General features: G+C 38.1%; 17 protein-coding genes. 6 read left to right on the top strand and 11 right to left on the bottom strand.

From position 1 onward, the window contains the following. Nucleotides 1-269: 269 nt before the first annotated feature. Both M948_RS23125 and M948_RS23120 read right to left on the bottom strand, forming a co-directional pair. Nucleotides 270-812 (bottom strand): HD domain-containing protein, encoded by a 543-nt coding sequence (locus M948_RS23125; RefSeq protein WP_021288702.1) that lies wholly within the window; start codon nt 810-812, stop codon nt 270-272. Nucleotides 813-814: 2 nt separating this feature from the next. Then, entirely contained in the window at nt 815-1,414 is a 600-nt protein-coding gene (locus M948_RS23120) for a TetR/AcrR family transcriptional regulator (protein WP_021288701.1), read from the bottom strand. A gap of 84 nt (nt 1,415-1,498) precedes the next feature. Between M948_RS23120 and M948_RS23115 the strand changes: the two genes are divergently transcribed. From M948_RS23115 to M948_RS23090, 6 genes are all read left to right on the top strand, one after another. Then, nucleotides 1,499-2,044 carry a hypothetical protein gene (locus M948_RS23115; protein ID WP_021288700.1) on the top strand — a complete coding sequence of 182 codons (546 nt, stop codon included), beginning with the start codon at nt 1,499-1,501 and terminating at the stop codon, nt 2,042-2,044. Nucleotides 2,045-2,172: 128 nt separating this feature from the next. After that, nucleotides 2,173-3,228: a type 2 isopentenyl-diphosphate Delta-isomerase gene (gene fni / locus M948_RS23110; RefSeq protein WP_021288699.1), complete on the top strand. Its 1,056-nt coding sequence runs from the start codon at nt 2,173-2,175 to the stop codon at nt 3,226-3,228. 188 nt (nt 3,229-3,416) lie between these two features. Then, entirely contained in the window at nt 3,417-3,875 is a 459-nt protein-coding gene (locus M948_RS23105; protein ID WP_021288698.1) for a DUF2188 domain-containing protein, read from the top strand. Between the two features lie 92 nt (nt 3,876-3,967). After that, on the top strand, nt 3,968-4,837 hold the full coding sequence (locus tag M948_RS23100) for an MBL fold metallo-hydrolase (RefSeq protein WP_021288697.1): 870 nt from the start codon (nt 3,968-3,970) through the stop codon (nt 4,835-4,837). Between the two features lie 72 nt (nt 4,838-4,909). Beyond that, complete coding sequence (locus M948_RS23095; protein ID WP_021288696.1) at nt 4,910-5,626, top strand: DsbA family oxidoreductase; 717 nt, start codon at nt 4,910-4,912, stop codon at nt 5,624-5,626. 368 nt (nt 5,627-5,994) lie between these two features. Next, on the top strand, nt 5,995-6,732 hold the full coding sequence (locus M948_RS23090) for a SurA N-terminal domain-containing protein (protein WP_021288695.1): 738 nt from the start codon (nt 5,995-5,997) through the stop codon (nt 6,730-6,732). Nucleotides 6,733-6,770: 38 nt separating this feature from the next. On the opposite strand, the gene hisC is transcribed toward M948_RS23090, so the two are convergent. From hisC to hisZ, 9 genes are read right to left on the bottom strand one after another with little or no spacing between them, the layout of a single operon-like run. Continuing rightward, nucleotides 6,771-7,835 (bottom strand): histidinol-phosphate transaminase, encoded by a 1,065-nt coding sequence (gene hisC / locus M948_RS23085; protein WP_021288694.1) that lies wholly within the window; start codon nt 7,833-7,835, stop codon nt 6,771-6,773. Next, nucleotides 7,828-8,469: a bifunctional phosphoribosyl-AMP cyclohydrolase/phosphoribosyl-ATP diphosphatase HisIE gene (gene hisIE / locus M948_RS23080; protein ID WP_021288693.1), complete on the bottom strand. Its 642-nt coding sequence runs from the start codon at nt 8,467-8,469 to the stop codon at nt 7,828-7,830. The genes hisC and hisIE overlap by 8 nt, the downstream gene beginning before the upstream one ends. After that, the gene (gene hisF, locus M948_RS23075) at nt 8,460-9,233 is read right to left on the bottom strand and encodes an imidazole glycerol phosphate synthase subunit HisF (protein WP_021288692.1); all 774 of its coding nucleotides are present in this window, start codon (nt 9,231-9,233) and stop codon (nt 8,460-8,462) included. The genes hisIE and hisF overlap by 10 nt, the downstream gene beginning before the upstream one ends. Then, the gene (gene hisA / locus M948_RS23070; protein ID WP_021288691.1) at nt 9,223-9,945 is read right to left on the bottom strand and encodes a 1-(5-phosphoribosyl)-5-[(5-phosphoribosylamino)methylideneamino]imidazole-4-carboxamide isomerase; all 723 of its coding nucleotides are present in this window, start codon (nt 9,943-9,945) and stop codon (nt 9,223-9,225) included. The genes hisF and hisA overlap by 11 nt, the downstream gene beginning before the upstream one ends. Continuing rightward, nucleotides 9,942-10,547: an imidazole glycerol phosphate synthase subunit HisH gene (gene hisH, locus M948_RS23065; RefSeq protein ID WP_021288690.1), complete on the bottom strand. Its 606-nt coding sequence runs from the start codon at nt 10,545-10,547 to the stop codon at nt 9,942-9,944. The genes hisA and hisH overlap by 4 nt, the downstream gene beginning before the upstream one ends. A 26-nt stretch (nt 10,548-10,573) precedes the next feature. Next, the gene (gene hisB, locus M948_RS23060; protein ID WP_021288689.1) at nt 10,574-11,158 is read right to left on the bottom strand and encodes an imidazoleglycerol-phosphate dehydratase HisB; all 585 of its coding nucleotides are present in this window, start codon (nt 11,156-11,158) and stop codon (nt 10,574-10,576) included. Then, entirely contained in the window at nt 11,145-12,443 is a 1,299-nt protein-coding gene (hisD, locus tag M948_RS23055) for a histidinol dehydrogenase (protein ID WP_021288688.1), read from the bottom strand. The genes hisB and hisD overlap by 14 nt, the downstream gene beginning before the upstream one ends. A 2-nt stretch (nt 12,444-12,445) precedes the next feature. After that, nucleotides 12,446-13,075: an ATP phosphoribosyltransferase gene (gene hisG / locus M948_RS23050; RefSeq protein WP_021288687.1), complete on the bottom strand. Its 630-nt coding sequence runs from the start codon at nt 13,073-13,075 to the stop codon at nt 12,446-12,448. After that, nucleotides 13,076-14,323, bottom strand: a complete 1,248-nt coding sequence (gene hisZ / locus M948_RS23045; RefSeq protein WP_021288686.1) for an ATP phosphoribosyltransferase regulatory subunit — start codon at nt 14,321-14,323, stop codon at nt 13,076-13,078. Nucleotides 14,324-14,371 lie beyond the last annotated feature (48 nt).

Below are 14,371 nucleotides of genomic sequence, written 5' to 3'. Positions count from 1 at the left end.
AAAATGAAGAAAAGGAACACGCTTGCTTAATAGTTAATTATACAGTAGAAAAACATTACAGAGCTTCTATGGCTGCAGCAGGGGTTGTATGATCCACTCGGGTAAGCGATTTCTTACTCGAGTCAGCTGAGGCCGATCCAGTGAAAAAACGAAACGATTTTAAACTGCAATCGAATGAAGTGCCCGAACCGAATGTAATAGAGATCGGGTTTACGTGCCGGTTTTATTTAGCTATATTACTTTCCCATAGCAGCTTTTTTCTATATTTGTTATGAAACAAAGATTCGATGAACGAGTTCTTCATACGTCTTAAAATAATCTGGTATGTCTTCTTGATTGATCCCGTTATACATTACTTCAGCAATCGCTTGGTTATACCATTTCTGTTGATCATATGGAGCATTAAAATGATCCCATACTGCATCACCTTGATTAGCTAAGTCGGCCTCTAGACTTAATAAATTATCAAGTTTATCGGCTATTATTAACTGTTTGATTTCTTTACCACCTACTCTGACAGTATCAATGGTATGTTGTTTTCGTTCTTTCCAACGTAAGGATTTATCCTCTGTGTGAGCTGCAACCAAATAAGCTACATGACTGCCAAATTGTTCTTTAATGTCTTCAATTGTATAAGGCGTATCCTCAACGACATCATGTAGATAGCCTGCACTAATTAATTCTTCACCGAAACCAGCCGCTTCAAGTCTTTCAGCTACACGAACTGGGTGTGTAATATATGGGGCATTCGAACTTTTTCTCCGTTGCCCATGATGTGCACTTATTGCAAAGTGTTTGGCTCTTTGTTTCATCTCTACCCCTCCTGTTTACATAATGTTTGTAGATGATGCTGGATAACAGCATGCATGGTATCCACAGATAAACTGTCTGGTTGGAGTATATGATGGATCGCAAGTCCATCAATGAGTGCATATAACCGTTCAATCTCGACTTCCGCCGCAAAATCATTTGCTACGAATTGTAAGGATATAAGGCTATGGATAACCGTAGAAACAACTTGCCTTAAATCATGATATACTTGTCGATTTAAATTCATTAAATCTGGATCGACAAGGCTTCTTGCTGTGAAGCTGAGCCATACCTCCATTTCTATTTTTCTATTGTTATCGAAAGGCAAAAATTCGAAAAGTATTTCCTGCATGACTTGAAGTGGTGGCCCTGTGTAATGTTTATTGGCCATCCGTTCGCTTACTCGTTCAGAAATGAGCTGCATCGAATAGCGTAATAATTCAGGTTGTGTCGTAAAATAATGCCTTAAAGAGCCGACGGATAGTTGAGCAGCTTCAGCCACATTCCGAACAGTCGCTCGTTCTATCCCAGCTTCGGCAATTACTTTCCATGTTGCTTCAGCTATAATGATTTTTCTTTTTTCATGATCTACTTTTTTTGGCATGTTTTTATTATAGCACAGTTGTATTATTTAAATAAGTCGCATATAATTTAATTAGTACAACTGTACTAAAAAGGGGTGGAGATAATGATTGGTTGGTTGATCATAGCTTGTGAAATAGGCTTTTGGATATTTGTTGCAGCTGGATTGGTAACAAGGTATATCTTAAAAAGGCAACGGCTGAGTACGATTTTGCTTATTCTTACACCGGTTGTCGATTGCATTTTGTTAATAGCAACCGTCATCGATTTAAAAAACGGTGCAGTGGCTTCGACTGTCCATGGTATTGCTGCAATTTATATTGGTGTGAGTGTTGCATATGGCCATACTATGATTAAGTGGGCAGATCAGCAATTTGCTTTCCATTTTGCAAATGGAGAGAGGCCTGCCAAAAAGAAAAAATATGGCAAAGAGCTTGCTAAACGTGAAAGAGTTGGGTGGTATCGTCACTTAGCAGCTTGGTGTATCGGAAGCTTATGTCTAGGAGGAATTATCTTATACATCAATGATACAGCACAAACTTTTGTACTTCTTGGAACACTTCGTTTATGGTCGTTGATTTTATTAATTGATTTTATCATTAGCTTTAGTTATACCGTGTTTCCTAAAAAAGAAAAAAATTCGTATACTTAGCGTATGCTGGCTTAGAACTAGGCAAAAGAATATGGAAGCAAACTTCTTCATTTCTAATCGAAACATACGATTTCATAGACAAGTTATGTTATGATAAGATCCGAGGTCAAATATTGGAGGTCTATAGCATGGAAGAGGGAATCAACCGCAGGAAAACCGAACACATCAGGCTCTGCTTAACCGAAAATGTGGAAGGTGTTAACAAAGCAACAGGGCTAGAGGGTATTTCATTTATACATAATGCACTTCCAGAAATTAATTTTGATACCATCAAAACCGATACAAGTTTTTTAAATAAATCGTTAAAGGCTCCTTTCTTGGTTAGTTCGATGACAGGTGGATCAGAATTAGCAGCTGAAATCAATCAAAACCTAGCAATAGCAGCAGAAGCAAAAGGTTGGGCTGTTGCACTAGGTTCTACAAGAGCGTTGTTAGAAAGTGATTCGCATAAAGCTTCTTTTTTGATTCGCAAACAGGCTCCGACAGCGCCATTAATTGCTAATCTAGGGGCAGTTCAATTAAATTATGGTTATGGAGTAGAAGAAGCTCAGCGGATTGTTGATCTAACGGAGGCTGATTCGCTTGTTTTACATTTGAATAGTTTACAGGAAGCCGTGCAAGATGAAGGCGACTTAAATTTCGAAAAATTGTTACCAAAGATTGAAGAAATTTGTAATAAATTAACAGTACCAGTTGGTGCGAAAGAAGTTGGTTTTGGGATTGATGGCACTGTGGCAGAAAAACTATATGGCGCAGGTATTTCCTATATTGACGTATCTGGAGCAGGCGGTACATCCTGGAGCCAAGTGGAAAAACTTAGATCTCAGGATCCTTTAAAAAAAGCTGCAGCTGAAGCGTTTAATAATTGGGGAATACCTACGAAGGATTGTATTGTTTCTGTTAAGAGTAAGCTTCCAAGTATTCCACTAGTGGCAAGCGGAGGGATGAAAACAGGAGTTGATGCTGCCAAAGCAATAACAATTGGTGCTGATGTGATCGGTTTTGCTCGTCAGTTATTACAGGCAGCAACTGAATCAGCTGAAGCAGTTGTTACGACCATGGATCAAATCGAATTAGAGTTGAAAATGGTTATGTTTGGAATTGGCGTAACCACACTTGAAGATTTAAAAAATACGAAACGTGTGAATATAATGGGAACATCATTATTAGAAGAAAACAGCTAATGCTTATATAAGCATTAGCTGTTTTTTCAAAAGATAAGAAAGTGTTCAGTTACTCCCGCTGATATGCCCGTTAGCATATAATAAAAATGCCTCTTTCCTGCTTGGATGAATAACGTATATCATGTGTTTTTAATGATATCGAAAAGGGTAGTCTATAACTAAGAATTTTCGTCGGGAGGTTTTTTTCTATGCCATGGACACGAACGGATTATCCATCCTCTATGAAAAACTTAGAAGCTATTACGAAGAAAAAAGCGATTGATATTGCAAATTCGATGCTTGATGAAGGGTATGAGGAGAGTAGAGCTATACCGATTGCAATTGAACAAGCCAAACAATGGCGCAAACAAGCTTCAACTGAAGAAATAAATCAGTATAAAAATAACGGCAAGCCAACGAAACGTTCAAGCGAAGGAAAGCAATATGAAAATAATCCAGAGCGATTAGAGGAAGGCGAGCATGTCGTTGCTCATGAAGGCGGCTGGGCTGTACGATCAAGTAATGGGAAGAAGCCAAGTAATGTTTTTCAAGATAAGCATGGGGCTATCCAACGTGCTCGAAAAATAGCAAAAAATAAAGGAACGTATTTGATTGTACACCGACAGGATGGTTCTATTGAAGAAAAGAAGAAGTATGCTTCAACATAACTATTCATGTATAAATAACTGCTCTTAGAGTGGTTATTTTTTTGCTCCCTGATAAATACTAGAGGTAATACGATACAAAGGAGCTAGTTATTATGGATAACGAATTTCATCAATCCGAACATCATAAATTTATTCCAATGACATCGATCACGAGTGGTGGGGGAATTCAAGTTAAAACCGATATATATTACTACACGGATCAAATCGTCAATATTGGGTTTATTGGCAATCCAGAGACAGGTGACTGGGTGTTAATTGACGCTGGTTTACCAAATGCTGCTCCGGAGATAAAGTCAGTGGTTGTGGATCGTTTCGGAAGAGGGAGTCAGCCGAATGCAATCTTATTGACACATGGGCATTTTGATCATGTTGGAGGGATAGCTGATTTATTAGAGGAATGGGATGTTCCTGTATATGCTCATCCACTAGAAATCCCTTATTTGACGGGTGAGAAGAGTTATCCAGATCCTGACCCCTCCGTAGAAGGAGGGGTATTAGCTAAAATATCCTCTATGTATCCAGTAGAACCGATTGATTTAGGAGAAGCAATTCAATCTTTACCGGAAGATAATTCCGTTCCGGGGTTAGCTGATTGGAAATGGATTCACACACCAGGACATACGCCAGGGCATGTTTCGTTTTACCGTGAACGTGACGGATTTTTATTCTCAGGTGACGCGGTGGTTACGGTTCGACAAGATTCATTGCCACGTGTTTTTATGCAAACACAAGAGGTATGTGGTCCACCAAGATATCTTACAACCGATTGGAAAGCTGCACGAGCGTCGGTTGAAAAGCTGGCTGAGCTTAATCCATCAACTTTGGTATCTGGACACGGTGCAGTTATGAAAGACGAGAAACTATCCAAAGGATTTCAAAGGTTAGTATCTTCTTTTGATGAATTAGCTATGCCTAACCATGGAAAATATGTCGATCAAGATGACTCTCCCAATTATCATTAATCGGGACCAAGCAGGATTCTTCATTAGGAAAGTTCAGCTATGCTACAATAATAGGAGAAATGAGGTGCAGCTATGAAAATTGAAATTTGGTCTGATTTTGTGTGCCCTTTTTGCTATATTGGAAAAAGAAAGCTAGAGAACGCTTTAGAAACTTTCTCTCATCGAAACGAAGTAACATTAGAATTCAAAAGTTATGAGTTGGATCCAGAATCAGAGGCGATGCCAAATGAAACCATACATGAACACTTATCAAATAAGAAAGGTATGTCATTGGATCAGGCAAAGCAAATGAACAAAAATGTAGGAAAGCAAGCGGAGCAAGTTGGTCTAACCTACCGTTTTGATACAATGCAGCATACAAATACGTTTGATGCACATCGATTAGCTAAATATGCTGAAAAGCAAGGAAAAGGGAGGGATATGGCAGAACGGTTAATGCATGCGTATTTTACGGAATCCAAATTAATAAGCGATTATCCTACACTAGCCGAATTAGCAGCTGATGTTGATTTAAATAAACAAGATGTTCTAGGAATGCTGGAATCTAATGAATATACAAAACATGTAAGAGAAGATGAATCACAAGCACGAGAAATTGGAGTTCAAGGAGTTCCTTTCTTTGTCTTTAATGAAAAATATGCACTATCTGGTGCACAGCCTCAAGAAGTGTTTGAAGAAGTACTAAATCAGATATGGGAAGAAGAACAAAAAGAAAGTAAACTCAAATCCCTAAATCCTACTTCTGCTAAAACAACTTATTGTACAGATGAAGGCTGTGAGAGTGAATAGGGAAACTATGCCGCTTATTAGAGTTTTTTCTCTGATAAGCAATTTTTTTGCAGAAAATTGCATTTAGACAAGTGTTGTTGATTATAATTCATGAAGTAGCTAGGGTAAAATAATCTCAGCTAAACACTTGAAAACCTATCATTAAAAGGCGCTCCTGCTAGTGTCGATAATTAAGTAGGTACATAAAAGCCTGTCGAATGTGGCATAATTGAGAAAAAGGCCCGAGTATTGTTGATAAACTGTAAATGGGGCTTTATCCCTTGCTACAGTTGTTTTTTCACTGAAAAAAGCACATTTGGCACTTGAAAAGGTTATACGAAGTATGTTTGAATGAAAGGACATTCACGAAGAAAAGAGGGATTGTACGAATGAAGAAATTGATTTTGTTAGGTTTCACTTTAACTTTAGCAATTGTATTAGCAGCTTGTGGTGACGACAACGCTGAAGGAGATAATAGTAACGAACAAGCTACAGAGCAAGAGCAAGGGAGTTCGTCTGAAGAAGGTCAGCAGCAACAACAGCAAAAAGTAGAAGTAACAGATGAGGAGAAAGTAGCTGCCGATAAAGCAGTAGCTTCTGTAAATGGGGAAGAAATTAAAGGTGACCGTTATAACCCAACATACTCTCAACTAAAGATTACAATGGGACAATATGGCCAAGATGTTAGTGATCAAGAAAAGTTGAAAGAACAAGCAATTACAGTTCTTGTTGAGCAACATTTAATTCGTGAAGATGCTAAGAGTAAAGGGATTGAAGTATCAGATAAAGAGGTTCAATCTGAATTCGATACACTCAAAGAACAAAATGGCGATCAATTAACTGCAGCGATGGAACAATTCCAATTAAATGAAGAACAATTCAAAACGATGTTAAAAGATGATTTAATTACAACGAAATATATTGACTCACAGTTGGATATTAAAGTAACGGATAAGGAAATAGAAGAGTACTACAATCAGATCAAAGAACAAAATCAAGAGATTGGTGAGTTGAAAGATTTAGAGGAACAAATAAAAGCTCAAGTTGAACAGCAAAAAACAAATGAACAGCTTCAAGCAAAAGTGGATGAATTGAAAAAAGATGCTGAAGTAGAAACCTTAATATAGACAATAAAATGGATCTCCCTTCTACAAGGGAAGATCCATTATTTTTTGCTGAATATATCATCAATAATACCCAGGAACTGTTCCATGGATTCTTTTGTCCCTATCGTAATTCGCAAGTAATTCGATATCCGCAGTTTATTAAAATGACGCACTAAAATGCCGTTTTCTTTTAACCCTTTATAAAGCGATTCAGCATGAAACATTGGGTGATGGACAAAGAGAAAATTCGTTTCGGAAGGCAGTACCTTAAAGCCACGTTTTTTTAACTCCGATAAGAGCCAGTTCCTCGTATTCATTATTTTTCTCGTTGTTTCTTGATAATATTTATTATCTTCTATTGCAGCCTCTGCACCGGCGATAGCTAGACGGTCAACAGTATAAGAATTAAAGGAATCCTTTATTCGGGTGAGCCCTTCAATTAGTTCTTTATCTCCAATAGCGTACCCGATTCTTAATCCAGCTAGCGAGCGCGATTTAGACATCGTTTTTACAACGAGGAGATTCTTGTATTGCTTAATAAGTTCAACCGCACTATCAGAAGCGAAATCACTATAAGCTTCGTCAATGATAACGACATTATCATTATTATTCTCGATAATGGCTTGAATTCGGTCCAATGCAGTATGAATACTTGTTGGTGCATTTGGGTTCGGTAGAATAACGCCTCCCTGAGATCCAAAAAACAGCGTTTCATCCAAGGTGAAATCCTGTTTTAATGGCATTTCTCTATAGGGAATTTGAAAGAGGTTGGCGTATACTGGGTAAAAGCTATAAGAAATATCAGGAAATAAAATCTGTTGATGTTCTTCAAAAAATGCCATAAAGGAAAAAGCTAATACTTCATCTGAGCCATTTCCGATGAAAACATTTTCTTTATCTACTTGGTAGTGATAAGCTATTTTTTCTCTTACATTATCCAATGTAGGAGAAGGGTAGCGATTCATTTGGTTTTCCACTTCTTGTTTAATTGCTCCCACTACAAGAGGGGAGGGAGGATACGGGTTTTCATTTGTATTTAGTTTAATAATATTTGGATCATTTAATTGCTCACCAGGTACATAAGGTGTACATCGTTTCGCTGCTTCACTCCAAAATTTAGTCATTTTGTTCAGCCTTTTTTTGAATATGTCTTTCGCTTAACTCATCATAAATATCCGTGACAGCTACTCCCAATACTTCCATGAGTACAAGCGTATGATAGGTTAAATCAGCAACTTCCCAAGTGACTTCTTCTTTATCGGTGTTTTTAGCACCAATAATGACTTCACTCGCTTCCTCTCCAACCTTTTTTAAAATTTTATCCACCCCCATATCAAAGAGATAGGTTGTATACGAACCTTCTACGGGATTATTTCTTCGTTCAGATATCCGATTTGTCAACTGCTGAATTACTTCAAAATTTGCTGGTTTATTCTGGTATAGCATGTCATGAAAACATGTAACATCACCTGTATGGCATGCAGGTCCGAACGGATTAACTTTTAGTAACAAGGCATCTTGATCACAATCTAAGGAGATTTCTTGAACAACTTGTTTGTTTCCTGAAGTCGCTCCTTTATTCCATAGTGCTTGACGCTTTCTGCTGAAAAACCATGTTTCCTTTGTCTCTATTGTTTTTTCAAAGGCTTCTTTATTCATATAGGCTAGGGTTAATACTTGTCCTGTGTTTGCATCTTGTACAATAGCTGGAAGCAAACCATTCTCATCAAATGTGATATTATTAAAATCTATTTCCATTGCAAATCTCTCCTAACTTCTATTCCAGATTGATACAATTCCGTTTTTAATTCAGGTATGGAAATTTCTCCATAATGGAACACAGAGGCAGCTAAGGCAGCATCTGCAATCCCATCTTGTAACACCTCAGCAAAATGCTGTGTTGTACCTGCACCACCACTTGCAACGATCGGGAGATTTACTTCAGCTGCAACGGATTGCATTAATGCTAGGTCGTAGCCATTTTTTTCTCCATCTGTATTAATTGCATTTAGGACAATTTCTCCTGCACCTAGTGCTTCCCCCTGTTTGGCCCAATCGACAACATCTAGGTTTGATTGTTGACGTCCTCCATTAATATAAACACCCCATCTATTATTGGCAGCTTGCTTTGCATCAATGGAAAGTACAATACATTGAGATCCAAATCTCAGCGCAGCTTCTTTAATGACCAATGGGTTTTTAACAGCTGCGCTATTGATTGATACTTTATCTGCCCCAGCCCGTAGTACTTGATGAATATCTTCTACGGTACGGATTCCGCCTCCGACAGTAAAGGGGATAGCTATTTCTGCAGCAACACTCTCCACCATATCTAGGAAAATATTTCTTTCTTCATTAGAGGCTGTTATATCATAAAATACGAGTTCATCTGCACCGTCTTGATTGTATTTCTTTGCCAAATCAACCGGATGAGCGACATCTTGGATATTTTGAAATTTTTTACCTTTTACGACTCGGCCTTTATCGACATCTAGGCAGGGTACAATACGCTTAGCCAGCATTGCTGATCAGCTCCAATCCTTGTTTTAATGATAAGGATCCATCATAAAGCGCCTTTCCGATTATTGCGCCATATAACTGTTTTTGATTTAATTGAACAATATCATCCAATGTTGTTACTCCTCCTGAAGCAATGATATTCATGGAGGTGGAGTTATTGACATTTTCTAATTCCTCCAAATTAGGGCCTTGTAGCATACCGTCTTTCAAAATATCTGTGTAAATTAATGTTTGTAAACCTAAGTCCTCTAAGTTTCCAACAATTTCTGTTGCCTCTACTTTACTTGTTTCAGTCCACCCATTTGTAGCAACAAAACCATTTCGTGCATCAATGGAAACTGCCGTTTGAGTCGGATAATTCTTAACAGCAGTCTCTAAGAACTGTTTATCTTTAACTGCCGCTGTTCCTAATATAACTCGATCGACTCCAGCATTTAAGTAATCTTCCATAACTGTGATGGATCGGATCCCACCGCCGATTTGGATCGGAATATTCGTTTGCTTGGCAATTTCTTTAATCAAATCTGCATTGATAGACAAGCCAGATTTTGCACCATCGAGGTCAACTAAGTGTAAATAAGCCGCTCCTTGTTCTTCCCATTGCTTCGCAACAGAAACTGGTGAGTCACTATAAATTTTTTCTTTCCTGTAATTTCCCTGTGTTAGGCGGACACACTTTCCATTTTTTATATCAATTGCTGGAAATAGAATCATCTTATCATCTCCCCGAAATTTTCTAATAGCTGCAATCCGATATCGCCACTTTTTTCTGGGTGAAATTGCATTCCAATGATATTGTCCTGTTGGACAAATGCTGGAATCATCCCTCCGTATGTTGAACTTGCAATTAATGAATTATGTTGAAACGCTGTTACAGCATAAGAATGAACGAAATAGACATACGCATCATCTGGGATATCCTTATATAATGCACTGTTTCGATGCGTGGTTAAATTATTCCACCCGATATGGGGTACTTTTACGGAGTTGCTAATTCTACTTACCTTGCCTTCAAGTAGTCCGAACCCTTCCCATTCTCCATCTTCTTCACTTGTTTCATAGAATAATTGCATGCCTAAGCAAATACCAAGTATAGGTTTCCCATTATTCGCTTCATGTTTCAGAATATCAATGAGGCCTTTTTGATCTAACGTTTTCATTGCGTCTTGAAATGCTCCTACACCTGGTAAGATAATTGCATCACTGTTAGCAATCTCATTAGGATCTGTTGTTAAGTAGGATTCCATGCCTTTTTTGGTCAATGCAAACTGAAGACTTTTAATATTTCCAGCTCCATAGTCAATAATCGCAATCATTTTCAACGCCCTTTCTGTATTCGCACTTATAGGCTTCCCTTTGTGGAAGGAACACCTTTGATCCGTCCATTTTTTTGACTAGCTGTATCAAGCGCACGTCCAAATCCTTTAAATATCGATTCAATGATATGATGGGTGTTTTTGCCGTAAACCTGGTGTATATGAAGAGTGACTTTAGCGTTGCTAGCAAATGCTTGAAAAAATTCTTCAACCAGTTCTGTATCAAAATCTCCTACTTTGTCTTTAAGTCCCTCTACTCCATAGACGAGATAGGCACGACCACTTATGTCTATCGAAACTGTTGATAGCGCCTCATCCATTGGCGTTGTTACGCTAGCATAGCGAGTGATCCCTTCTTTATCGCCTAATGCTTGGTGAAATGCTTGACCGAGGGCAATACCAATATCTTCAACAGAATGATGTTGATCAACGTCTAAATCGCCTTTACAAATGATATTGATATCAAATAATCCGTGTTTGGTCATTAAGGTTAACATATGGTCAAAGAAGCCAGCTCCGGTTTGAATGGAGCTAATTCCTGCCCCGTCAATCGTTAATCCTAAAGTGATCTCTGTTTCTGAAGTAGCTCGGTTAAGCTCATGCTTTCGCATTGGAATCATCCTCCTTTCGAATTTGAATGGCCTGGGCATGGGCAGTCAACTTTTCTGTAGTAGCTAATTCTGTAATTGCATCAACTGTGTTAAGTAACGATTGTTTGTCATATTGAATCACGCTGGATTTTTTCATGAAATCATAAACCCCTAATGGTGAAGAAAAAGCAGCGGTACCATTTGTTGGTAATGTATGATTCGGTCCTGCCATATAATCTCCAAGTGCTTCTGGGGAATAGTTACCTAAGAATATGGCACCAGCATTCTTAATGTAACCTAGCTTTTCAATCGGATTTTCAATCATTAATTGCAAGTGTTCTGGAGCAATATCGTTAGCGATGTCCATTGCCTCATATAGATCTTCAACGAGGATGAATTTGCCATTTTGCTGTACAGATTTAGTGATAATTTCCTCTCTTTCCAGCAGCGCGGTTTGTCTTTCCATTTCCTCTTGTATCGCTGTTGCTTGCTTGTTATTCCAAACGATACAAATAGGGGTAGCAGCCTCATCATGTTCTGCTTGTGATAGTAAATCAGCTGCAACAAAATCAGCTGGAGCTGTATCATCTGCAACTATACAAATCTCACTTGGTCCTGCTATCATATCAATGGCTACTTCTCCAAAAACCCATTTTTTTGCGCGAGCCACATATGCATTACCTGGACCAGTGATTTTTTGAACTTTGTTTATCGTTTCCGTTCCATAAGCGAGTGCTGCAATCGCCTGCGCCCCTCCAATTTTATAAACCGTATCTGCTCCGGCCTTCTCGGCAGCAACTAGAATATGTGGGTTTACCTTGCCGTTTGGTTGTGGGGGTGTCGTTATTACGATGGATTCAACCCCAGCAATTTTTGCAGGGATGACGTTCATTAGCACGGTAGATGGATAAGCAGCTTTTCCCCCAGGAATATAGATACCAACACGTTCAAGGGGAGTAACCTGCTGCCCCAAGACAATTCCAGGGATACTTGAATCTATCCATGATTGTTGCAGTTGTCTCTGGTGAAAACGTGTAATATTTGTCTTCGCTTGCTCTAATGCAGGCACAAAAGCAGGAGAAACTCGATCTCGTGCTTCTGCAAATTCATCTTTCGTTACTGTAAAGTCATCTAATTTGATTCCATCGAATTGATTTGTTAAAGAATTGACGGCCCGGTCACCAGCTTCCTTAACCTGACGAATAATATCAAGAACGGATTGATCGATGGAGTTTTCAAGTTGATCTTCGATAGCTTGTGAAGATATCTTGCTGCTCCAATATTGAGCTCCAGTTAGCCATTTCATGTCTATTCCTCCAAGCTTATTTTCAGTTTTTCAATAAATTGCTGTATGTGATTTGCTTTCATGGCAAAACTTGCTTTATTAATAATTAAACGAGTACTTATCGGTTCCACATGTTCAATTACGACCAACCCATTTTCCTTTAGCGTATTACCTGTCTCTACAATATCGACGATCACATCAGAGAGGCCGATCAATGGAGCTAATTCAACAGAACCATTCAGCTTTACGATCTCAACGTTATTCCCTTTACGTAAGAAGTGTTTTTTTGCAACGGTCGGATACTTTGTTGCGATCGTTAAAGATTGTAATGTATCAATGTTTACACCTGGTTTTCCGGCAACGGCAAATTCACATTTTCCAATTTGCAGATCAAGAATCTCATAAATATCAGCTTCTGATTCCAAGATATTATCTTTCCCAGCAATCCCGATATCGGCTGCACCTTTTTCTACATAGGTGGGCACATCCACAGCTTTAACAAAAATAAGCTTAATCGTGTGTTTTTTATTATAAAAGACCAATTTTCTACTGGAAGGGGTTAAATCTTCAAAGAAAATATCCATTTGCTCTAATAATCTAATGGTGTGATCTGCTGTACGGCCTTTTGCTACAGCTAGAGTAAAAGCTTCCATCTATCCATTCTCCTTTTTTGCTTGTAATAATCCCTGTAAATCTACGAAATTTTTAAATTGATAGATTTGATTGTCTACAGCAGCTGTATAAACGTTTTCTGTGTACATGATTTCCCAAGTAGCTTGAATAGTCGCTGTTTCGGATGTTTCCTTAGGAAAAGAAATAACTGAATATCCTTGGTTTCTAAGGTGAAACGCTGCAGCTACAGCCTCTTGTTGCGTATTTGTATCATAATATAAACAGATATCAATGGATGACTCTGGTTCGGACAATAAATGATGTTGACTAGCAGCATGGATTAATAAATCTACATCAAAAGCAAAGCCAATAGCAGGAATATGTGTACCAAACTGATCACCTAGGTTATCATACCTTCCTCCCATAACGACTGGTCTACCAATCTGATTGATAAATCCTTGGAAAATTATATCTGAATAGTAATCCATATCATTAATCAGTCCTAAGTTAAACACAATATCCTCTGACAGGTCATATGCCTGGAGGTTAGTATAAACATCAATTAGTTTTTGTAATTCAGCTTTCACCTCGTTATCCAAGCCATATTGATTAATTTCATTAATGACAGATTTTGGCTGCCCATATAGAAAAGGAATATTCCGAATGGCTGTTTTTAAAGGCTCATCAATAGTTAATGATTCTAAATAAGCTGTCATTTCTGCTAGATTCTTTGATTGTATAAATCTTTGAATATTCGTGATTTCAGTTGTCGAAAGTGATGTTTGTGCAATGAGTGCCTTAAAAAAACCAGCATGCCCAATTTCTATTTTATAGTCGGAAAAACCGCAGTCATGTAAGGTATGAATAGCTAATGCGATAACCTCAGCATCTACTGTGGGTGAAGAGTCTCCAAAGTATTCAATACCTGCTTGGGTACGTTCCTTCTGTTCATTCCATTCTGCATGACGAAATACATCCATAACATAAAAGTAGCGATCATGTTTTACAGTTAATTGATTTTTATTGGTCATCCATTGCGTCAATGGAATGGTTATATCTGGGCGTAATACTAACACTTCTCCCGATGCGTCGATGATTTTGATCATATCTTCTGTGTTAACAATTCCAGTTTTCGTTGCATACATATCATACTTTTCAAATGCTGAAGTTTGAATTTGTTTATATCCATACGTCTTAAAGCGATGTTTTAGTTTAGAAATCAATTCTTCACGTTGCTGAAACCTTTCGATTTGATCGGCACGGTAATGGTTGTTTACTAATGAATGCATAAAGTTAATACTCCTTCCAGAACACTTCATCACTTTATCGCTTTATCT

It is taken from the genome of Virgibacillus sp. CM-4 (genome assembly GCF_000445495.1).
GTDB lineage: Bacteria > Bacillota > Bacilli > Bacillales > Amphibacillaceae > Virgibacillus > Virgibacillus salexigens.
The sequence above is the reverse complement of the archived record's forward strand: the minus strand, read 5'-3'. Positions and strand labels throughout refer to the sequence as shown.

What these genes read in the sequence shown, in the direction of transcription:
- M948_RS23125 (WP_021288702.1), bottom strand. Translation starts at nt 812, where the DNA reads ATGAAACAAAGAGCCAAACACTTTGCAATAAGTGCACATCATGGGCAA.
- M948_RS23120 (WP_021288701.1), bottom strand. Translation starts at nt 1,414, where the DNA reads ATGCCAAAAAAAGTAGATCATGAAAAAAGAAAAATCATTATAGCTGAA.
- M948_RS23115 (WP_021288700.1), top strand. Translation starts at nt 1,499, where the DNA reads ATGATTGGTTGGTTGATCATAGCTTGTGAAATAGGCTTTTGGATATTT.
- fni (WP_021288699.1), top strand. Translation starts at nt 2,173, where the DNA reads ATGGAAGAGGGAATCAACCGCAGGAAAACCGAACACATCAGGCTCTGC.
- M948_RS23105 (WP_021288698.1), top strand. Translation starts at nt 3,417, where the DNA reads ATGCCATGGACACGAACGGATTATCCATCCTCTATGAAAAACTTAGAA.
- M948_RS23100 (WP_021288697.1), top strand. Translation starts at nt 3,968, where the DNA reads ATGGATAACGAATTTCATCAATCCGAACATCATAAATTTATTCCAATG.
- M948_RS23095 (WP_021288696.1), top strand. Translation starts at nt 4,910, where the DNA reads ATGAAAATTGAAATTTGGTCTGATTTTGTGTGCCCTTTTTGCTATATT.
- M948_RS23090 (WP_021288695.1), top strand. Translation starts at nt 5,995, where the DNA reads ATGAAGAAATTGATTTTGTTAGGTTTCACTTTAACTTTAGCAATTGTA.
- hisC (WP_021288694.1), bottom strand. Translation starts at nt 7,835, where the DNA reads ATGACTAAATTTTGGAGTGAAGCAGCGAAACGATGTACACCTTATGTA.
- hisIE (WP_021288693.1), bottom strand. Translation starts at nt 8,469, where the DNA reads ATGGAAATAGATTTTAATAATATCACATTTGATGAGAATGGTTTGCTT.
- hisF (WP_021288692.1), bottom strand. Translation starts at nt 9,233, where the DNA reads ATGCTGGCTAAGCGTATTGTACCCTGCCTAGATGTCGATAAAGGCCGA.
- hisA (WP_021288691.1), bottom strand. Translation starts at nt 9,945, where the DNA reads ATGATTCTATTTCCAGCAATTGATATAAAAAATGGAAAGTGTGTCCGC.
- hisH (WP_021288690.1), bottom strand. Translation starts at nt 10,547, where the DNA reads ATGATTGCGATTATTGACTATGGAGCTGGAAATATTAAAAGTCTTCAG.
- hisB (WP_021288689.1), bottom strand. Translation starts at nt 11,158, where the DNA reads ATGCGAAAGCATGAGCTTAACCGAGCTACTTCAGAAACAGAGATCACT.
- hisD (WP_021288688.1), bottom strand. Translation starts at nt 12,443, where the DNA reads ATGAAATGGCTAACTGGAGCTCAATATTGGAGCAGCAAGATATCTTCA.
- hisG (WP_021288687.1), bottom strand. Translation starts at nt 13,075, where the DNA reads ATGGAAGCTTTTACTCTAGCTGTAGCAAAAGGCCGTACAGCAGATCAC.
- hisZ (WP_021288686.1), bottom strand. Translation starts at nt 14,323, where the DNA reads ATGCATTCATTAGTAAACAACCATTACCGTGCCGATCAAATCGAAAGG.